The sequence below is a fragment of the Paenibacillus wynnii genome (genome assembly GCF_030812855.1).
In the GTDB taxonomy this organism is placed as follows: Bacteria; Bacillota; Bacilli; order Paenibacillales; family Paenibacillaceae; genus Paenibacillus_AQ; species Paenibacillus_AQ wynnii_A.
This window is the reverse complement of sequence record NZ_JAUSTK010000010.1, coordinates 134,580-155,773: the sequence shown is the minus strand read 5'-3', so window position 1 is coordinate 155,773 and position 21,194 is coordinate 134,580. Positions and strand designations below refer to the sequence as shown.

The window sequence follows — 21,194 nt, the reverse complement described above, 5'->3', positions numbered from 1 at the left end:
CATGAGTGACGAACATCGGAAAGCCGTATGAGGGAAAACCTCACGTACGGTTTGATGAGGAGGGGCTGGCCACACACCAGTCCTTTACTCTAGTACGCTGTCTCCCGATTTCAACCGCGAAGAGCGGTATAAATCAAGAAATCGGGAGACAACAGCGGCCGGAAGTCCAAACATTCACCGCAGTTGCGGCGGCCCTTTCCTCAAGGACTTCAATCTTTTAAAAGGCGGGTGTTATATGAAGTTAACCAAAGAGGAGAAATCATGGATTCTGTATGACTGCGGCAATTCAGCCTATTCGATGGCCGTTACTACTGCACTGCTGCCCATTGTATTTGGGATGTTCACGAATGTGAACAGCAGTATGGATTTGGGGTATTTTAATTCCATTGCAAGTATTCTGGTGGCAATTCTCAGCCCGATTTTGGGGACGATCGCAGATTACAAGGATACGAAGAAGCGCTTCTTTGTATTTTTTGCCTTGGTCGGTGTGATAGCTACAGCTTCACTGGCTTTCGTGGCACCTTCGAGCGGACAGTGGCAGGTATTGATAGTTTTTTATATCCTGTCAGCCATAGGTTTTGCCGGAGCTAATATTTTCTATGACTCCTTTTTGGTAGATGTTACGAAGGATGAACGGATGGATAAGGTATCTACGAGAGGATTTGCTTTTGGATATATCTCCAGCGTCATTCCATTTGGGATCAGCCTTGTATTGATCTTTGTTATGGGTATGGATAAGTCCATCGGTTATCAGATTGGGTTTATCATTACTGCCCTGTGGTGGGGGCTGTTGACTGTTCCTATGATCAGGGACGTGAAGCAGAGACACTATATTGAACCTGAACCCAGACCGATTGCGAGCAGCTTCCGAAGACTGGCAGCCACCTTTAAGAATATCCGGCAGCACAAAATTGTATTTGTGTTCTTAATTGCTTACTTTTTCTATATTGACGGAGTAGATACCATTATTAAAATGGTGGTGCCCTATGCCACGTCAGTTCTGGGTGCGGATGCCTTCGACACTTTCACCTTACTGGGGATTCTATTGGTTATCCAAATCATCGCGTTTCCATGTGCAATTCTCTACGGCAATCTGGCCAAAAAATACTCCGCTCGGACGATGATTATTGTTGGGATTTTCACCTATATCATCTCCTGCATCGCGGCTTTCTTTATAACATCAGTGTGGCATATTTTTATTCTGGGTGCGTTGATCGGCTCGGCCCAGGGCGGAATCCAGGCGCTTAGCCGGTCTTATTATGCGAAGATTATTCCGAAGGAAAATTCTAATGAATTCTTTGGTTTCTACAATATCTTCGGCAAGTTCGCGGCGATTATCGGTCCTGCGGTGATGTCTTTGACAACAACCTTAACGGGCAACGCACAGCTTAGTATTTTAGCGATTATTCCACTATTTCTGATTGGAGTCTTCATATTTATAACTTTACCTAAGGGGTAATGATATGAAACCAAAACCAGTACAAGCAGCAATGGCCAAACATCTGATTGTTATCTCATACGATGCCTTCTCAGAGGACAATTGGGAAATGGCCAGCCGTATGCCAAACCTGTCGAAATTAATGAAGGGCGGAGCCCACAGCAATAGATTACGGAGCGTATATCCCACACTCACTTATGTGGTACATACTACAATAGCCACCGGTGTCTATCCGGATAAGCATGGCGTCCATCACAATAATCCTTTTCAACCGTTTGTTAAGGAAGAGCAGCAAAGCTGGTTCTGGTTTCGGAATGCGATCAAGGTACCCACCATTTATGATGCTGTGCGCGAACACCGGATGAATACTGCCGCCATTCTATGGCCGGTATCCGGCAAATCCTCTATCCGATATAATATTCCTGAAATCAGAGCTATCAACAACGAGAACCAGGCCCTTAAGGTGTTGCGAAGCGGGAGCCCCCTATACTGCCTCCAGATGGAGATGAAACATAGACGGGTCAGACAAGGGATTAAGCAGCCCTATCTGGATGATTTTACAACAAAGTGTGCCGTAGACACGATTAAGCGAAAAAAGCCTAACCTGCTCATGATGCATTTGATTGATCTGGATGATGCCAAACATGTGTATGGAACGGACAGCGATGAAGTGAAGCAGGTAATAGAGCGTATGGATAACAGGCTGGGCGATATTATGCAGGCCGTGGATGACGCCGGGATGAAGAATGATACGATATTCCTGGTATTGGGTGACCATGGACAGTTCAACGTCAGATACAAAGTGCATCTGAACAACCTTTTGCAGGAAAAAGGTCTGATCTTTGAAGAGAATGGCGAGATGAGATGGCGGGCTTATTTTCAATGCGGGGGCGGGTCTGCTTATCTGCATATCCAACCGGGTGACAGGCAAGCTGAACAAATAGCATTGGCGGCTGTTGAAGATTATATGAAGGATGACTCCACAGGTATTGAGAGTGTATATGGTAGAGAGGCGTTAGATCGTCTTCATGTGGACCAATCTACAAGGGTTATGCTTGAAGCCAAGATAGGTTATTGTTTCGATGAAAGCCTGGAAGAGCCGACTATAGTAGATTTGGAAGAACAAGGGGTTAGATATGCAACGCATGGTTATTCTCCTGAAAAGAGTGATTATAGATGTAATCTCGTTGTCTCGGGAGATAAAATTAAAAAAGACTACAACATTGGTGATATCGAAATGGTTGACATCGCCCCTACGATGGCCAAGATTCTAGGGATTGAGTTCAATCCTTGTGACGGAAGAGCTTTGGATGATATTTTCATGGATTGAAGCAAGTGTGAGCACAATGGGGAATGGATGATGGAGAACGGGGAACCCCGGCACCTCGCATCCATTCCCTTTTGTTGCTAACTCGAAGAGGAAGCAGCGGCAGCCGATGCAGCAGCAGCTGCGGCAATCGCGGTCTGCTGCGCAATTACAATATTAGTAATGCTGGTGGAGAGGGTTGTGGTTAGAATGCCGCTTTTGACATCATCTACAGATTTGAAGGCTACCAGCGCAGACGACAGCAGCAGCAATTCCTGCTTGCTAATGGACCAATTCCCGAAGCTTTTTTTCGTACGCAAAAATTCGTATGTATCCGAGACATCGCTAACGATAGCTTCCCTGTCACAGGGGAGTAACGATAGTACGCCTAGCGAAGAAAGGGTATATTCTTTGTCCAGTCGGATACCTCGTGAACGGAAGGCATCGCGTAAGGCAAGTACACGGACCGTTGCTTCTGGCGCTTCATCTCCAAGAATCAATACCTGTGTCAGGGCTTGCACGCTGTTCCCGGATAGAAACTCGGGCTTCAGAGCAGCATAGAGCTGCTCCATGCTCGCCACACCGCTTGGAATGTCGCGATATCGGAAAGGCCGAGCATTGCGGCAAAGATATAGTCGTCCTGTCCCGTAAGGAAGCGGTGGTGTGCTTTCATGCCGTCGTAGAATGCTTTTACCCGCTCTACGGTGCGCAGGTATTGATCTGATGTAGTATTAGCGGCGATCTGATAGGCGGCAACGACGAGATAATCTGAGGCTCTGAATTTGGCGTTCTTCATCATGTCATAAACGGCAAGCGTGTGTGCAAGCTGCGTTTGTCTATCCGTAGACAGAGAAAGCAGGGCAGCGATGCTGATTGCCGAAGTACCCCTGAAGGAAGAAAAGAGTCCGGTATTCTCTTTAATAAGCTCAAAGCTCTCGCGAATCGCGCCATCATCCGCTATTTTATTTTCTGCCGTGTACAGTAATGCAGCCAATCGGTTGACCATGGCATTTTGCCAGGCAAACGCCTTTTTAACCCTCTGCGCGTTATCAGCAAACAATTCAAGCCTTGCTGTATACTGCTCCTTCATCGGATACACCTCTTGCCTAGTTTTGTTTTAATTCATAGACCTATATTCATTCTACAGTGCTAGAGTTTTCCTGAATACTATATTTCTTCCACTTTCTGGTTTTTGCCCGGAAGGTGGTGAACGGAGCCGCAGAATTGATATGAATCCACCTGGCCATCGGCCAGTTCTCCTTACTGCCTGTCCATTTGCGGATGCCCTGTGTAAAAAGCTCTTCTTCAGTTAATGTGCTGACCCAATTCAGCCACTCCCGTTCGGTCTGCCGGAATAAGTCCCGCAGTTTGGAAATGGAAGCTTCGGCGTATTTCTCGTAAAAAGACTGGTACAGTCCGCCAAGCTGGTTCCATTTGTAGCCCGGAGACGGCATAACAACATCACGGCCTTCACGTTCATCCTTATCCCATTTCATCACAAGATGAAGCCAGCCAAGCTGGTAGGCGATGATCTCCGCAGGCGTTTTATCCACCCCGGGTATTCTTACATCTTTTTGATTGTTATGTATGTCCTCAAACTCTGCGTCCAGAAGCAGATACTTGGTGTGGATGGTCTCCATTAATTCGGCTTTGGAAGAATACTCATAGCTTGCCATGGCAGCGCACCTCGTTTTTACTTTAGTTATATCATAGAGAAGTGACAGGGGTATGTCATATTCGCTCAGCATGTCATTTACACGGTAAAGATGTCTATATTTAAAGTCTCCCTTGCTCATTTTCCTTAACTCATCCATCATTTTAAATGAGAAGAAGACAGGAATGGAGACGATGTTCACTCATGAAGGAGTTTATTATCCGGAATCCGAAAGATGAAGATGTGGAGCAAATGGAAAGACTGGATTTTGTTCTAAAATTGCTATACCTGTATCATGATGATCTAAATAAGAAAAATATGTTCTGCGCAGTCAGTGGAGAAGATGAGATTGTAGCGGTTGCCCATCTGATGGAGCATGATACATTTCAGGCAATCCGTCCTGATGACGACCTGAATTTCATCCGATATCTTACTTTTGAGATCACATTTGCGGCCCATATGGAGGATGAACGTGTCAAAGATGCTCTGACGGAAGCATTGCTCAGACGATCCAGAGAAATCAAAGCAGAACATCCAGACAAGCGTATTGTGATGGCCCAATATATGGACACGGATAATCTCAAAGATCTGAGCTATCTGCTTTCACGCGGATTTACCATCTACGATACGATTGTCGTCTTTAAATTTGACCTTAGCCGGGACATTCCCTGCTATCCTTTACCGGATGAGGTGCGGGTGCTACCTTTTGCACTGGATAACAGCGAGGCTTTGGAAAAATATCATCAAGCTGAGCTCGCTTCTTTCGATGGGGTGGCGTGGAGCATGAATCATCTGAGGTGGATGCAGGGGGCGCAGGAAATGGTCAACTATTGTGCGTTCCATGATAGCCAATTCATTGGCAATACTTCAACGTGGAGAATCACAGAGGAGAGAAGTGCAACGGAGAACGTGTTTGTTATTCCGGATTGGCAGAAAAAAGGCGTCGCCCGAAGCATCATCTGTACAGCGCTGAAGGATCTGAAAAAGCAGGGTAAGACTATCGCCACCTTGGGCACTCATGGAAGCAACCGGAAGGCCATTCGCCTGTATACGCAGATCGGCTACGAATTGTACGGGTTTAGACTGACGATTGGCTATGAAATAGATTAGAGGAAAAAGGCTCTTGCATAATTCAAGCAGGAGCCTTTTTCTTTGGGATCAGATAACTTTCGGCAGCACCAGTCGATCTTATTGTTCCAATCGTCTAACTCTTTGCTCCAGCCGGTTGATGCGCTGTATTTGACGGTCCAATTCAGCCTCGATTACTGTGTATTGGCGTTCCAACCGTTCAACGCGCCGGACCAAGCCTGCACCGGGCTGCGGCCCGGGAGAAGGGATTGGAAGCGGCAACGGAAAGCCGCCTGGTGTGGGGATGATTAAGTTTTGCCCCAAATAGATATAATTCGGATTGGTTAGATTGTTGGCCCGCAATATCGAATCCACGGTTACACCGTAACGGGCGGCAATCGACCACATCGTGTCGCCGGGTTGAACAATATGATTCATATCCTCATCTTCTCAAGGTACATTTCCTAACCCATATATATGCCTATGCTGGGCGGTTCGTCAGGGATAAGTGCCTATTTATAGGCTGTGTACTGGATGGGCGAGCTGGAGGAAATTATTATAAGAAGATCATTTGGACTTGGGCGGAAGGGACCTACCAGGTTGACCGTAAGGCATCAGCAATGAAGGAGGCGGCGGCCGGCGTATGGGCGCGCTTATGGGATTAAGAGGATTGTCTATTGATACGAGAATTTGTTGTAATCTCTGCAATAAATGAAGTTATATAATTGTATACTAAAATGGAGCCATAACATGCTTAAGGAAGGAAGTGTTAGCAATGAATTTAGAAATGGTGATGCAGGAGCTTGAAGCTCTCGGCAAGGAACGAACCAAGAAAATGTACTTATCCAATGGCGCGCACGAACCGCTTTTTGGTGTGGCCACAGGCAGTATGAAGCCCATCTTTAAGAAAATTAAAATCAATCAGCCTTTGGCTGAGGAGCTTTACGCCACAGGGAATTATGACGCAATGTACTTTGCGGGCATAATTGCAGACCCAAAGGCAATGACTGAAGCGGATTTTGATCGTTGGATGGATGGGGCTTATTTTTATATGTTGTCCGATTTTGTGGTTGCAGTAACCTTGGCAGAAGCAGATATTGCACAAGAAGTTGCCGACAAATGGATCGCAAGCGGTGAAGAGCTGAGGATGTCAGCGGGCTGGAGTTGTTACTGCTGGCTCTTAGGTAATCGCCGGGACAGTGAATTTTCCGAAAGTAAAATTGCCAATATGCTTGAAATTGTGGAAAATACGATTCGCGATTCTCCCGAACGAACCAAATACGCTATGAGTAATTTTATTTACACAGTGGGGGTATCCTATTTGCCGCTCCATGATAAGGCAGTCGAAACCGCAAAAGCAATAGGCCCGGTAGAAGTCAAACGGGATAAGAACAAAAGCAGCTTCCTAAATCCTTCCGGAAATATTCAAAAGGCAGTAGATAAAGATCAACTTGGTTTCAAACGAAAACATGTAAGGTGTTAAGGTATCTAATTTGCCATCTAGATTTATAGAACGTACATTATAAAAAGTTCCTTGGAACTGAACTGTGACCCAGGGTTGCGGTGAGTCAGACCGTATGACGATGATGTCGCCAACTACAGTATTGTCCGTTACATGTTGAAATGAGCGAAATACCGGCACCTGGGCAGGCTTGCAACGCTTTGCATCTTCCCTAATGGCTTTGATGGGTAATATCCGTACGGTATTTCAGTGGATGGGACCCGGCCGTTTTTTTGAAGACGGTGCTGAAGTAGTGGGGATTCTCGTATCCTACCTGCTCAGCGATTTCCCTTACCTTAAGGTCGGTATTGTGCAGCAGCTTCTTGGCATGCTCTATACGCACTTTAGTGATGTAATCCGTGATTGTCTCCTTCGTTCCCTGTTTGAAGATTAGGCTGATATAATTGGGGGTTAGAAAGACCTGTTCGGCAATTTTCGAGATCGACAGTTCCTGCGAGTAGCCCTCATGGATAATTTCTTTGATTTTGTTAATGGTTTTGCTATTTTTGGTTGTGTTTTTATTTTCAAGATAGCGGGTTAAGTCCGTAAAAAGCTGAAGCATATAGTCCTTTAACTGTTGGATATTCATTTTATTGTATAGATCATTCATGATTGTCATTCTGTCCTTCAGCACATACTCTATATTTTCATCCAGTTCATATAGGGTTCTGGCGGAGGTGAATATAATCTCAGAGCATATATTTTGCACATAATCGATTTGCAGCTTCGGTTCGCTCAACAGTTGAAAAAGCTCCTCCAGCAAGGAGACGACCTTGTCGGTATTGCCAACCTTCAGCGCATTCATCAAGCCGGCGTGAAATTTATAGAAATAGGTGCTTTGCAGCGTTTCCGTGCCGGGCTGAATATCGTTAATATGGATAATCGAGTGCTGTCCGGTATAGAATTTGTATATTAATGCGGTCAGTGCTTCCTTATAGGATTCCGCCACTTTGTGAATCTGTAAGCAGGCGCTGCCGATGCCGATCGATACAGACAGCTTTAAAAACCGTCCTATGTTTTGAATTAATTCCTCGCAGATTCTGCTTGTCTCCTCCGAGTTCACATTATCGGGAGAGTAGAATAGAAGGATAAATTCATTTTCATGGGCAACAAAGCTGAGACCGGCATGCCGCGCCTCAAGGATCTCATTGATAATATTTTGAATGGAGAAATAGAGCAGTTGCTTGTATTCCTCGGAATATTTCTCAAGTGCTGTTTGGTAATCGTCGAGTTGTAGCACAGCAACGGTAAAGTGATTGCCGGGGCACAAAGGAATCTCGAAAAAACGGAGCTTCTCCCATATTTCCGGTGAATCAGGGTAGAGGCCCGCAATCATGTTTTGCAGGAATTTATCGCGGATCAAGGGCGTGTTCTCCTGCAGTTGTTTTTTCAGGTGATCCAGATTTACCTGAGCGGCTCGGTCTTCCTGAATGCTGCCAACCACTTTTCTGAAGACATCCTGGACCTCATGTAATTTAACGGGCTTAAGAATGTAACCCTCCGCATTCACCATTAGCGCATTTTGGGCGTAGGAGAAGTCCTGGACGCCGCTGATGATAATGATTTTGGTAGGACAGCGTGCTTCTTTCAATTTCTCGGCGACCTGCAAACCGTCCCATAACGGCATCATAATATCCGTAAATAAAATTTCAGGCTGATGGGCAAGACACAGTTCATAGGCTTCCTGTCCGTCCTCCGCTTCACCGATAATCGTAATGCCAAACTCTTCTTCCCAGTTAAAAGCTTTTTTCAGACTGCTGCGAATAAATGGCTCATCATCCGCTATAATCATCGTTATCATCTGTATTCACCTCATTCCAAGTGGTAACGACAGGACAGCTTATAATGACAAGCAGACCCTGACGGTCTTCATGGTTGTGATAATATTTGATGCCGTATTGCTCCCCGAAAAATTGCTGTATTCTCATGTGTACGTTGCGGACACCATATGAGGTACTGTTGTGCGACTGATTGTTCAACAGAGCATTCAACTGCCCCGGGTCAGCGCCTGCACCGTTGTCAAATATAGAAATCGTGAGCAGGTTATCGTATTCTATCTGTACGCGTATCCGGATGGTGCCTTTGCCGCGCTTTTTCTGGATACCGTGGATGATGGCATTTTCGACCAGAGGCTGGAGAGTCAGCTTGACGATCAGGCAGCATTCCAGCAGATCCTCATCCACTTCCTCCAGTTCATATTCCAATTTGTCTTGAAAGCGGAAATGCTGAATCGCAAGATAGCTCTCCACTTGCCGGAGTTCATCCCGCAGAGGAATGACATTGTTGCCTTTGCTGAGACTATAGCGGAAAAAATCGGCCAGCGAGGTCACCATGCTGCTGATCTCTGGTATATTATGCTGTATCGCAATCCAGTTGATCGAGTCCAGCGTATTGTACAGGAAATGAGGATTGATCTGTGCCTGGAGTGACTTCAGCTCGGCTTCTTTTTTGCGCAGCTCGGTGACGTATAATTTATCAATCAGCGCTCTGATTTGCTGCATCATCGTATTGTAGCGCTGAAACAGATACGCAAACTCGTCTTTTCGTTTGTACAGTATTTTGATGTTGAAATTTCCGCTCTCCGCATGGGACATCGAATGAACGAATTTGCGGATCGGGGCGGATATGTTTTCGGACAGGAGCAGGGCCATCATGAAAGAAACAAACATACATATCGCAATGACAATATACATAACCCGCTGAAAGGAGAAAAGCTCCCCATTCAGCTCACTGACGGGTGACAAGGCAATGACCTTCCAGCCATAGGGGAGAATTTCCTTGTAAGTTATCAGCATTTTTTTGCTGCCAAGCTCATAACGAAAAGAGTGGAAGTCTTGATCCGTCCCGGACATTATCATACTCTGAAAATATTGCTGCGTGCTCAGATTTTTCCCAATCAAATCGGAATCGGGGCTGAGTGCAATTCTGTTGTTCTGATCCACGATATAAACCTTGCTATTGGGTGTAGGCTTGTAATGCTCCATGGTGGTGCTGAAATCGCTGATCGGAATGTCCAGAGTCAGAATGCCGACATAAGGAAGCTGGGTATGCCGGATTCCAAACAAGCGCTTGGCGAACTTCAATGTGTACTGGGAATCGAGAGAGCTTAACCCGATCACGCTGAAATCTGATTTAGCTGGGATATTCAGGTACCAGGGCTTCAGTGAAATCAGGTCGATGTTAAATACTCTTCGGGAAAAATTGAATTGTGTATATTCCGGACGGTTCACCATGTAAAGCATGGGCACAAACCGGGCGCCTGTTGTTCCGCTGGCAGGAAAACTCTCCAATATTTTGTTCAGCTCATTCAGCTCGTTAATAATTCCGGTGCTGTCCGTAGCCCGATCGGATGAGATCAAATCGGCAAACTCCGAGTTAAGATACAGGGAGATCATCGCGTCGTCAGCGTTATTGAATTTTTGCATGAGATGGTCCTGTACAAGATTCAAGTTGTTTTTGATGGACGTATTCATATTCCGGGTGATGATATAGGCCGATTTATTATAAATTGTAATTGAGATAATGGTGGTGGGAAGGAGAACAAGAAACAAAAAATATAAAATAAGCCGGCTTCTGATACTAAAATTGTACAGAAATAAATACTTGGACAAAGTATCAAACCACTGTTTCATTGGACTTCTCCTCTGGCGGATTTGAAATAAATTGCACTTGCCAAATACGGGGATTTGTCGGAATATGGAATCAGGCAAGACAACGGGTTAATTGTAAGATTGATATACCGGTTATGTCAACGTAGGAGGTTAAACCATGAAACGGGGATGGCTGCTGGTCATTTGTCTGTTAGCTGGTATTCTGGTCATCGGAATGGTTGTTTTTAGCCGTCTGTTTTTTACAGATTTGGATAAAGAACATGAGGTGGAGTCTACAGCAAAGACACAAGTAAAGCTTGCTTTGTATGATTGGACTCATAACCTGGAGGTTCAGAATGTTATCAAACAATATAACGAAAGTAATCCGGATTATATTGAAATCGTTATTATGGATATTTCCAGAGATGACTATAACGACACGTTGAACATGCTCATGACCTCGGGAGAAGGGCCGGATGTGTTTATAGTTGACCAAGCCTGGCTGGCTTCGTACGTCAATAAAAAATATCTGGAAAATCTGGCCCCGTATTTGAGTCAGAGCGAAATGAAGCGATATCCGCAGTGGAGTCTCGATTATGCGCGGAGGTCTTTATTTAAAGGCGGCATTTATTTTGTCCCAACAAGCGTGGAAACGATCCGGCTGATTTACAGAAAAGACTTATTCCGGCGGGCCGGACTTGATCCCGAGCGTCCTCCAGCTACATTCGCCGAGTTGAAAAATGCCGCCAAGCAAATTACGGACACCGGAGTAGGCGTGCAGAAATACGGGTTCGCTCTGCCTGCTGGAGATAACCAGCACAGCTTCCAGGTGGACTTGGAAATGTCGAACACTTATAGCGGACTGAACTACTATGATTACCGGACAGGGAGATACGACATCAGCGTATATTTGCCTTGGTTGAGAACCATGAGAGAGATAAAACATCAGGGGAGCATGTATCCCGGAGAATCCCTGCTCAAGCGCGAGAATGCGTTGAAGCAGTTTGCGGAAGGAAATATCGGGATGATGTACGTAACAAGCAAAGATTATGTCAAGCTGCATGAATATATGACCCGGGGCGATTGGGGAGTGGCGATGCCGCCGGCGATCAATGAAAAGTCCAGGGGGGCCGGGGCGTTGATGATGCTGCCGCAGTCTCCTCTGGTTGTAAATTCCAGTGCAGGGGAGAAGACGGCGGCAGTGAAGGTATGGAGCTTCCTGCAATCCCCGGCTTTTCAAACCGTTTTGTTTCAGCAGGCGCTGGCTTTACCTCTGGTTGACGGGATTATGGATCATTCGTATCTCCAGCCTCAATATGGGCATTTTAAAGACTTTTACCCTACGGAGAATGATGCCATTTATCCGTTATCTCCACAAATCATGGATCAATATGATCCCAATACCGTAGCTTCGGGCCCCCGCAATTCAGGGGACCGTCCCAGAATGGAGTTATATTTGCAGCTCATAACCGACCAAGAGCAGCCGATGGATCAAGCGCTGCAGGGGGAGACGGAACGCCTGAATCAGATGCTGGACATTGCGGCTACAGGAGCTTTTTTTAATCTGGAGGACTATATTATTCGGGACTTTGATCCTCTTCATCCTCTCCCTTGAGCTGTAGAAAATCAAATATTCTTTATACAGAGAGCCTTCCGCAGTTTGCGGGGGGTTTTTGTAATTGCGGCTCAATTTACGGATGGATCTGCGGCTTTTAAAAGACTGTAGGATATCGAACTTTTATTATAGATACGCTTATTTTGATTTCGGACGTCCCTAAGTAAACTTACCTTAGACATAAAAATTTCTGGTCATTAGGAGGTGGAGTAGTGATTACTCGGCAACAAGGGAATGGAGCCGCGCTGGAAGCCGGTCTGCCGCCCAAAAAAAAAAAGCGGTTACCCACAGCTTTTAAAGAATTTAGGAAAAATAAAGTATTGCTGCTTATGCTACTGCCGGGGGTGATATTTCTCCTTATCAACAACTATTTGCCGATGTTCGGCATCGTGATCGCGTTCAAAAATATCAACTACGTTGACGGCATTATGGGAAGTCCTTGGGTCGGCTTCGACAATTTCAAATTTTTATTCGCGACCGAGGATGCTTGGATCATCACACGCAACACGGTATTGTACAATTTTGTCTTTATCCTGCTTAACCTTGTAATCGCCGTGGCCGTCGCCATCGCGTTAAATGAATTGAAAAACAAGCTGGCGGCCAAGTTTTATCAGAGTGTTATGTTTTTCCCTTACTTCTTGTCTATGGTTGTTGTCAGCTATCTCGTCTTTGCCTTCCTTAACGTTGAATACGGGTTCATTAACAAGGGAGTATTCGCCTTATTTGGACTGGATGAGGTGAACTGGTATTCGGAACCGAAATATTGGCCGTTCATTCTGCCGCTGATCAACATTTGGAAAGGCGTGGGGTATGGTTGTGTCATTTATCTCTCGGCGATCATCGGGATTGACTCTGAATATTACGAGGCCGCGCTGATCGACGGCGCAAGCAAGTGGAAACAGATTGTATATATTACGATTCCTCTGATCCGTCCCGTAATCATTATTACAACGATCCTTGCGATCGGGGGCATCTTCCGTTCCGATTTCGGATTGTTCTATCAGACTACCCTCAACTCGGGAGCTCTGTATCCGACTACTCTGGTCATTGATACTTACGTGTACAACGCCTTGATTAACATGGGCAACCTGGGGATGTCCTCGGCGGCAGGGTTATATCAGGCGGTGGTAGGTTTCTTCCTGGTCCTTGGCTCGAATTGGGTAGTACGTAAAATTGACAAAGATCAGGCTGTATTCTAGGAGGAAAATTGTATGAATAACGAAATATCAAAAACAGCCAATCTGGTTCTCAATATTATTTTTATTATCGTTTCCATCCTTTGCGTGCTGCCGATTGTTCTTGTCTTTATAATTTCCATAACGGATTATGACTCGATAGTGAAGCATGGATATCAGTTTTTTCCGGATAAGTTCAGTCTGGAGGCTTACAGCTACATATTTAAAGATTATGGTGTGGTGGCCAGAGCCTATGGAATTTCCATTTTTGTTACAGTTATCGGGACATTGATCAGTGTGCTGATTTCCTCGTTGTATGCTTATCCACTCTCCCGTGGGGACTTTAAGTACCGCAATGGCTTTGCGTTTCTGATTTTCTTTACGATGCTGTTCGGCGGGGGGCTGGTGCCATGGTATATCGTGTATACGCAGGTGCTGGATCTGAAAAATTCGATATGGGCGTTGATCTTCCCGATGCTGCTTTCCCCCTTTAACGTGCTTATTATGAAAACTTACTTTCAAATGACCGTTCCGCCGGCGCTGATTGAAGCTTCCAAGATCGACGGCGCGGGGGAGCTGCGTATTTTCATCAGGATCGTATTCCCGTTGTCCCTGCCGGTATTTGCCACCATCGGGCTGTTCAACACGCTTCACTATTGGAATGACTGGTTCAACAGCATGATCTTTATTACCGATACCAAGCTGTATTCGCTGCAATATCTGATGTACAAAATGATCTCGCAGGCGGACTACTTAAGCCGGAACAGCAGCCTGATTCAAGGCTCGGTGACCGAGCTGGCCAAACTGCCGGGCGAGACGATCCGTATGGCTATGGCGTTAATAGGAATAGGCCCCATCGTGCTGGCTTATCCATTTTTTCAGCGCTATTTCATAAAAGGCCTGACGCTCGGTTCGATTAAAGGCTAAAACCGGATATCCGGATAGCATATACATGCTTCATCAAAGGGAGGAATACGAACATGAGAAAAAAGAAATTTACGGGGCTTATGCTCACTCTGGTACTGCTTACCGGAATCGTATTAAGCGGATGCGGGGGCGGCAAGGACGGCAATGGTGTGAACGGCAATGCACCCGCCGCTCAGGGGGAAGAGGCCAAGAATGGTCTTGAGCCGGTGGAGCTGTCGCTCTACTTGCCGGGAGGTCCGGATAAAGATGTGGAGTCGGTAGAGAAAGAAATTAACGCTTATTTGAAGGATAAAATTAATGCCACCCTCAAGATCAACCAATTGAGCTGGGATAAACCGGCGGATAAGGTGAACTTGATGATACAGTCGGGCGAAGTATTCGATATGACGTTCACCTGGGACTTTTTGAGCAATGCGGCCAAAGGGGCATATCATCCATTGGAGGATCTGCTGGATCAGTATGCTAAGGAGACGAAGGAGCAGATTAATCCGGCCTATTTGCAAGCAGCAACAGTGAATGGGCATTTGTTCGCCGTTCCGACAGAGAAGGAATTGGGGCAGTCGGTTGGTTTTGCCTTTGACAAAGCGGTCGTGGATAAGTATAAATTCGATGTCGACTCCTTGAAGAAGCTGGAGGATATTGAGCCGATGCTGCAAACGATCAAGGACAAAGAACCGGGAATGACCCCGTTGTTCATGAACCACACCGATACTTTGTTCTGGTTCCCGGTCTATCCGAATGCGGAGGATATCGACGGCAGCAATGACATTCCGACGATGCTGGATTATGACAGCATGAAAGTATTCAACGAATACGATACGCCGGAGATGCTGGAACGGCTGAAGCTGATCCATAAATGGTATGAGGCCGGATATATCAACAAAAACGGAGCGACCGACAAGACGGAGCTGAAGGATGCGGTGAAGAACGGCAAAGCCTGGTTCACCTACGGCAACATGAATCCGACCTCCACCAATGACTGGTCGAAGCTGGCCGGCAGACCGATGCAGATCAAAACGCTGCTGCCGGTAAGAGTAGGCACAAAGAGCCTGCAGGGCTCCATGCTGGCCGTTTCAAGAACGTCCAAAAATCCGGAGCGGTCCATGATGTTCATCAATCTCATTCATACCGATCCCGTGCTGTACAACATGCTGACTTTCGGAATCGAAGGGAAGCATTACAAGAAACTGGACAACAACACGGTCGAATTTGTTCCCGACAGCGGGTACAGCTCCGTCTCGCAATGGATGATTGGCAACGTGCTGCTCAGCTACATCAACAAGGATGAAGACCCGACCCGGGTAGAGTTGTATAAAAAATGGAATGAAAATTCCACCATTTCTCCGGTGCTTGGTTTTGTCTTCGATTCCTCCAAGGTTCAATCACAAATCGGGGCATTGACGAATATTGTCAAGCAATATAAAAATACGCTGTTCACCGGGCAAAGGGACCCCGAGCCGACTCTGAAGGAAATGAATCAGAAGCTGAAGGCCGCCGGCGTTGATGCGGTAATCAATGAACTCCAGTCCCAGTTGGATGCTTTCCAGAAAAAATAAGGTCAGGTTGTACAATACAAATGAAAAGGTGAACTGAACAATGCGAAAATATCTGCGTTATAGCGGATTGATGATAGCCGTGATATTCGTAATGTGTATAGTGCTTACCCAGCAAAATGTATTGGCAGCAGCAAGCGGCGCTTCCACTGAGCCCTTCACGGGCGGTGCGGAAGTAGAAGTGGATGTGGAAGCGGAAGCGGGAGCGCCCGTGCCCTTACTCTGGCAGGTTGGCAACAGTGATAACAGTTCCGCTGAGTTTGGCGATGATTATAAGAGTGAAATTGAGAGCGTTCGCATTCCTGCTGTTCCCAAGGAATGGAGTGGCATATCCAAAGGTATGAAAGGGGATGCTAACCCAACCTTTAACATTTCCTACGTACTGAAGAAAATCCCCAGATATGGGGTGCTGCTCAGTTTTAAAGTACTGGATGCCAGCACTGCGATTCCTCAGCTTGCTGTATTTTCCAATGGGCAGATGAGCGGGCTAATCCAGATTACAGGCCTGAACAATGGGGAAGTCACGCTGGTCAACAAATGGAAACAGACTTATCAATTATATATTCCCAAGGAACAGTTGAAGCATGGGAATAACGTCCTGCAATTGAAGCTGGACCGGGGATTATATGCCGACGCAGCTTCCCCGGGCTACGACGGGGATAAATATTTGTGGTTTGAATGGGATCATGTCAAGCTGGAGGCGCTTACGGCGCCCGCATCGGAGCCAGTTCACGGAAGGTATGTGCATCTCGGCACCACCTTCATGAATACCACCTTCAAATATGACGAGAATTCCATCCGCCATTTGGCAGCGCTGACCAAATGGATGGGTGTGGCTTACAGCGGCAATTGGATGCGCGTCGCCTACTGGTCCGACACCGTGCCGGAGTGGGACCCCCAGGGACGCAATTATTTGCTGACGATGCGTGAGCTTAACCTGCAGCCGATGATGGACTTCCTGGGCGGCAACTGGAGAAATGACACCAGCCTTGCGCAAGGCATTGTCAGTCCCGCATTAAGGACGTATTACAGGAACTTTGTAGAGAAATTCGGCGACCTCTACGAATATATGGAGGTAAATAATGAGCCGGGGCTGTTTGGCTGGCCGCAAAAATCGGTATTAACCGCCTCTCAGCTGCTGGCGGAGGAGCGGTTGACGAACAATCAACCCTATTTAAAAATCGTGGCTCCCGGCTGGGCTTACTGGCCGTATAACGGAACTCCCGACGGCTGGGAAAGAGATGCGGAGCAGCGTAGGCCAATCGAGGAAATAGCCGATATTACGAACGGACACAGCTATGGAGGAACAGGGGTTCAGCCCGTTCCCGGCGGCGCACTCTATGAGAACTTGCGTGTCTACCCCGATCAGGACGAAGGTTTCGGCAAGGAAATGGCGATGAGTGAAACCGGCAGCAATGACAACCACGCAGATAACACGAAATATGGCACCTATGCGTTTCGTTTCGCCTCGGCTTTTGACCGGGAAATGCGTGGCGATATCGGTTATGCGGACCACATTATGCAGCACGCCGCATTTTTTTATGACAAAACCGATTACGGGCTGTTTGACAGCCATGTGAACTGGAATATGCATCGGTATGAGGATAGCCGGGCTGTCCCTGCGAACAGTGGTGAACCTGGTGAAACCCGGCTCAAAACCTTCCGCCGGTTGGCGGCAGCCTACGCTACACACGGCAGTCCGTTAACTTACAGAGTGATTAACGGGAAAGCGCTCACCGGGAAAAGGGCTTATTTCCGCGCAGTAGACACCTCTGCGCTGGGGACATCCACTGTGGGAGCCAGCTCGGATAAGGTGCTGCTGAATTTCGTGAACTTTGAGAATACGCCGCTCACTATGAAAGTCTCGGTCACTATGCCTTCGCCGGGACAATATGCCGGGGAACGATTTGGACCGGGAGAAACTTATGCCGAGGCCCATTCATTGGTGAATCTGACCGCAACACCGGATCTGGAATTGGAAGTAACTCTTGGGGCCGGGGAGACGGCGCAGTATATTCTGGATAAATATGAGAGCGCGCTTCCTGCGGTACCCGCTAATGCCGTGGCAACGGGATTAAGTTATAACAAGATTGGCCTGACCTGGGATGCGCCGGCTGCGGACCCCAAAGTAGCGGAGGTTCGGGTATATCGGAACGGGGAAGCAAGTCCGATCATGACCGTTCCCGGGATCCTGCATTTCTTTAACGACTATGCTGTGGAGCCGGATACTGAATACAGCTACAGGCTGGAGGCTGTTAATGAATTCGGTGAGGGTTCGCCATTATCTGAGCCAGTATCCGCCACCACGCTTGTACTACCTGTTACACCGCATGCAGAAGGGGATCCCACGAAATTCGAGGCCGAGGATACGCAATTCTCCGCGCCTGTGGTGGCTGTAAACCGGTCAGGCGCTTCCGGCGGAAAGGTCGTTGAGCAGACTCAACGCGGCGGATTGACGATTTTGGGATACCAGACTGCCAGCGGAGGACCCTATACCTTCACTGTTGCATATACCTCCAAGGAGGAATCCAAAAAAAATATCATCGTCAACGGCATCAAGACAGCTACGATTACACTGCCGGCCACAGGCAGTTGGACCAACCAATTCATGGAGAAGAAGTACACGATTCAGCTTCAGCCAGGCTACAACAATATTGCCCTCAATAATGCCGGGGGCGGGAGCAACATCGATTACTTCCGGCTGGAGGAGGGGGCATACGAGGAACATGCCGAGTGGTATCCAGCGGAACATGATCGCAAGGAGATCCTGTACTTCGGGTTTGAGACGGCGGCCAATGGGGTGTCCCACATTTCCAGCACGCCGGGCTCAACCGCCGTATTGTATTTTAATGGCACGGGAATTCGCTGGAGATCGGATATCCGTGCCGATATGGGCAGCGCGGATGTCCTAGTGGATGGCGAGCTCATCGGGACGGTGAACATCGCCCAGGCCGGTCTGGAAGGAGAAGACAAGGAGGTCTTCCATCTCACCGGACTTGAGAAGGGCCTGCACCGGATCGACATCGTCGTCAAAGAGGGCATGGTAATGGTGCACGGGTTTGAATTTGAGGGCTTTGAGGCCGCCTTGCCCACACCGCTTGCGGATATGACAGTGACTGAGGTCGGCTGGAATATTGTCACCGGCACCGGTCAGCCCGCCGGGCATGATATCCCGCAGATTGGTGATGCCCTGATCTTCTGGGCCAAGGTGAAAAATACAGGTGCCCTGCCAACCCCGATCAATGCATCCACCGGAGCGGGAATGATTACGGGCGGAGCCTTCTCTGTCAATGGCGGCGTTGTATCCTGGTCCGATACGTATACGGGAGTGATTGCGCCTGGGGAAGAAGTGATTTTAACAGCGAATGGCAGCGCCCAGGCAACCCCGCAGTGGATTGTCCCGGTGAACGGCGACTTTAATGTCAGCTTCCTTGTTAATGATATTAAAAGATATCCGGAGATGAGCCGGGATAATAACACCTTGACAGCAACCCTTCATGTCGGGCCCTGACCACTAATCGTCCCGGGAGTTCCTTGGCATCGTGACAACCCCTGAATTCCCCGGACACATCCGGATCAGGGGTTGTGTAGTTTTACTGGGCAATCATTATAGAATTTTGAACTTATTTAATAGCTCTGTTACCAACGACAAGGAGGAATTTCGGGATCATGCTTAAGGCACTGAGCGATGAGGAACGGCACTGGGTAGAACGTACTTTGAAAGGGTTAAGCCTGAAGGAAAAGATTGGGCAGACGATGCAGGATCATGCCGGCAGACTACCGTTTAAAGAGATGAATGAGGAGACTATTGGGTCTTATTTAGAGCAGTATCCGGTGGGGAGCTTTTTCATCGGAGGGGAGATCATTCTCAAGGCGGCAGGCAAAGCAGGGGATTACCGCAAATGGATCGAGACGTTCCAGAAGGCGAGCAAGCATCCTTTGTTATTCTCCGGGGACCTTGAATTTGGCGCAGGCTCCGCCGTCGGAAGCCTGACTGCCTTTCCGCCGTTATTGGCTCTGGCCGCGGCGGATGATGAGTCGCTGGCCTATGAGTACGGCAAATATACAGCGCTGGAAGGACGGGCGGCAGGCTTTACATGGGCGCTCGCTCCGGGCATGGACATCCTTCTAAACTGGATGAATCCGGTGATTACGACCCGTTGTCTCGGAGATGATCCCCGGCGGGTCGGCAGGCTGTCTGCGGCGGTCATTCGGGGGATGCAGGACTACGGCCTCGCCGCTTGCGCCAAGCATTTTCCGGGAGACGGAGTGGATTACAGGGATCAGCACATTACGACAACCGTAAATGACCTGTCTGAAGAAGAATGGTTTGCAACCTATGGCCAGGTAACACAGCAGGTGATTAAGCAGGGCGTGATGTCGATCATGACCGGCCATATCGCTTTGCCCTGGATGGAGGGAGGCAAGCCTGGAAGGGCGCCTGTTCCCGCGACCGTATCTTCCAAGATTACTCATGATCTTTTACGCGGACGTTTTGGCTTTGAGGGAATTGTCTTGTCCGATGCGCTGGATATGGGCGGTTTTCTGGGATGGGGTGATTACCGCAAGCGCACCCTGGATTGCTTCTCCGCCGGAACGGACGTATTGCTCTGGCCGGGCAGCCGCTACTTTCAAGTCATGGAGCAGGCGATTGAAGAAGGCGCCGTTTCCATGGAGCGTCTGGATCAGAGCGTCCGGCGGATATTGGAAATGAAGGCACGACTGGGAGTTCAGCATTTGGACAATATGGGCACAGACACGCTGGCGGTAAAGCTGCATGGAGACCGCCTGCCGCCAGAGCAGACTGAGGCTGCGCAGAAGATTAGCAAAGAAGCGGCAAGGCGTTGTGTAACATTAATTCGCAATCGTGCGGAGGTGCTGCCTTTACAAGCGGATGCCGTGGCCAAAGTTTTGGTCATTATGCTGAATAAGGTCACCGAGGGGCGGCAATTTAAGCGGATGGGAAGGTTTGTTGAATTGCTGGCAGCCCGGGGTATTGAGGTCGATATTCTGGATCAGTTTGAGCCTTTGGATACGATTTGGAAATGGGAGCAGGCCGGAAAAAGATGGGATGTGGCGTTCTTGCCCTATTTTATGCCTTTGCACGGGATGATGAATACGGCTAGACCGGTGGGCGATGCTGCGAAGGCGATCTGGGCGATGCAGCAAGCCGAGACGATCCGCCCGATCGGAGTCTCGTTCTCGACGCCGTATCTATTGCAGGACATTCCTTTTCTTGACACGCTGGTGCATGCCTATTCACTGCATGAGGAGACGATGGAATTTACGATAAAAGCGATGTTTGGCGAGATTCCTTTTGAGGGAAAATCCCCGGTGAGGACGGAAGGATTGAAGTAGCCGGAACAG

16 protein-coding genes are annotated in these 21,194 nt (G+C 47.9%); 10 read left to right on the top strand and 6 right to left on the bottom strand.

Annotated elements, in window-relative coordinates:
- Nucleotides 1-235 precede the first annotated feature (235 nt).
- Nucleotides 236-1,459: an MFS transporter gene (locus J2T20_RS12580; RefSeq protein ID WP_307588783.1), complete on the top strand. Its 1,224-nt coding sequence runs from the start codon at nucleotides 236-238 to the stop codon at nucleotides 1,457-1,459.
- Between the two features lie 4 nt (nucleotides 1,460-1,463).
- A complete protein-coding gene (locus J2T20_RS12575; RefSeq protein WP_307588781.1) occupies nucleotides 1,464-2,768 on the top strand; it encodes an alkaline phosphatase family protein in 1,305 nt (434 codons plus the stop codon).
- A gap of 77 nt (nucleotides 2,769-2,845) precedes the next feature.
- Here the strand turns inward: J2T20_RS12575 and J2T20_RS12570 are convergent, their stop codons facing one another.
- From J2T20_RS12570 to J2T20_RS12560, 3 genes are read right to left on the bottom strand one after another with little or no spacing between them, the layout of a single operon-like run.
- Nucleotides 2,846-3,316 (bottom strand): DUF4003 family protein, encoded by a 471-nt coding sequence (locus tag J2T20_RS12570; protein WP_307588779.1) that lies wholly within the window; start codon nucleotides 3,314-3,316, stop codon nucleotides 2,846-2,848.
- A complete protein-coding gene (locus J2T20_RS12565) occupies nucleotides 3,292-3,834 on the bottom strand; it encodes a DUF4003 family protein (RefSeq protein WP_307588777.1) in 543 nt (180 codons plus the stop codon). Before J2T20_RS12565 ends, J2T20_RS12570 begins: the two co-directional genes overlap by 25 nt.
- Before the next feature lie 46 nt (nucleotides 3,835-3,880).
- Nucleotides 3,881-4,420 (bottom strand): ClbS/DfsB family four-helix bundle protein, encoded by a 540-nt coding sequence (locus J2T20_RS12560; RefSeq protein WP_307588775.1) that lies wholly within the window; start codon nucleotides 4,418-4,420, stop codon nucleotides 3,881-3,883.
- A 182-nt stretch (nucleotides 4,421-4,602) separates the two neighbouring features.
- On the opposite strand from J2T20_RS12560, the gene J2T20_RS12555 reads away from it, so the two are divergent.
- The gene (locus tag J2T20_RS12555; protein ID WP_307588774.1) at nucleotides 4,603-5,508 is read left to right on the top strand and encodes a GNAT family N-acetyltransferase; all 906 of its coding nucleotides are present in this window, start codon (nucleotides 4,603-4,605) and stop codon (nucleotides 5,506-5,508) included.
- A gap of 78 nt (nucleotides 5,509-5,586) precedes the next feature.
- Here J2T20_RS12555 and J2T20_RS12550 read toward each other — a convergent pair whose 3' ends face one another.
- A complete protein-coding gene (locus J2T20_RS12550; RefSeq protein ID WP_307588772.1) occupies nucleotides 5,587-5,904 on the bottom strand; it encodes a LysM peptidoglycan-binding domain-containing protein in 318 nt (105 codons plus the stop codon).
- 337 nt (nucleotides 5,905-6,241) lie between these two features.
- Here J2T20_RS12550 and J2T20_RS12545 point away from each other — a divergent pair, with 337 nt between their 5' ends.
- Nucleotides 6,242-6,949 (top strand): DNA alkylation repair protein, encoded by a 708-nt coding sequence (locus J2T20_RS12545; protein WP_307588770.1) that lies wholly within the window; start codon nucleotides 6,242-6,244, stop codon nucleotides 6,947-6,949.
- A 190-nt stretch (nucleotides 6,950-7,139) separates the two neighbouring features.
- Here the strand turns inward: J2T20_RS12545 and J2T20_RS12540 are convergent, their stop codons facing one another.
- Nucleotides 7,140-8,768, bottom strand: coding sequence for a response regulator (locus J2T20_RS12540; RefSeq protein ID WP_307588768.1), 1,629 nt, complete (start codon nucleotides 8,766-8,768; stop codon nucleotides 7,140-7,142).
- Complete coding sequence (locus J2T20_RS12535; RefSeq protein ID WP_307588766.1) at nucleotides 8,743-10,599, bottom strand: sensor histidine kinase; 1,857 nt, start codon at nucleotides 10,597-10,599, stop codon at nucleotides 8,743-8,745. The genes J2T20_RS12540 and J2T20_RS12535 overlap by 26 nt, the downstream gene beginning before the upstream one ends.
- 136 nt (nucleotides 10,600-10,735) lie before the next feature.
- Here J2T20_RS12535 and J2T20_RS12530 point away from each other — a divergent pair, with 136 nt between their 5' ends.
- The 6 genes from J2T20_RS12530 to J2T20_RS12505 all read left to right on the top strand — a co-directional run bounded on the left by J2T20_RS12530 (nucleotide 10,736) and on the right by J2T20_RS12505 (nucleotide 21,185).
- Entirely contained in the window at nucleotides 10,736-12,172 is a 1,437-nt protein-coding gene (locus J2T20_RS12530) for an ABC transporter substrate-binding protein (protein ID WP_307588765.1), read from the top strand.
- Between the two features lie 212 nt (nucleotides 12,173-12,384).
- Entirely contained in the window at nucleotides 12,385-13,371 is a 987-nt protein-coding gene (locus J2T20_RS12525; protein ID WP_373457790.1) for an ABC transporter permease, read from the top strand.
- A gap of 12 nt (nucleotides 13,372-13,383) precedes the next feature.
- A complete protein-coding gene (locus tag J2T20_RS12520) occupies nucleotides 13,384-14,274 on the top strand; it encodes a carbohydrate ABC transporter permease (protein WP_307588763.1) in 891 nt (296 codons plus the stop codon).
- A gap of 53 nt (nucleotides 14,275-14,327) precedes the next feature.
- Complete coding sequence (locus J2T20_RS12515; protein ID WP_307588761.1) at nucleotides 14,328-15,830, top strand: ABC transporter substrate-binding protein; 1,503 nt, start codon at nucleotides 14,328-14,330, stop codon at nucleotides 15,828-15,830.
- A 40-nt stretch (nucleotides 15,831-15,870) separates the two neighbouring features.
- Complete coding sequence (locus J2T20_RS12510) at nucleotides 15,871-19,338, top strand: carbohydrate-binding domain-containing protein (protein WP_307588759.1); 3,468 nt, start codon at nucleotides 15,871-15,873, stop codon at nucleotides 19,336-19,338.
- A 158-nt stretch (nucleotides 19,339-19,496) separates the two neighbouring features.
- On the top strand, nucleotides 19,497-21,185 hold the full coding sequence (locus tag J2T20_RS12505) for a glycoside hydrolase family 3 protein (protein WP_307588757.1): 1,689 nt from the start codon (nucleotides 19,497-19,499) through the stop codon (nucleotides 21,183-21,185).
- Nucleotides 21,186-21,194 lie beyond the last annotated feature (9 nt).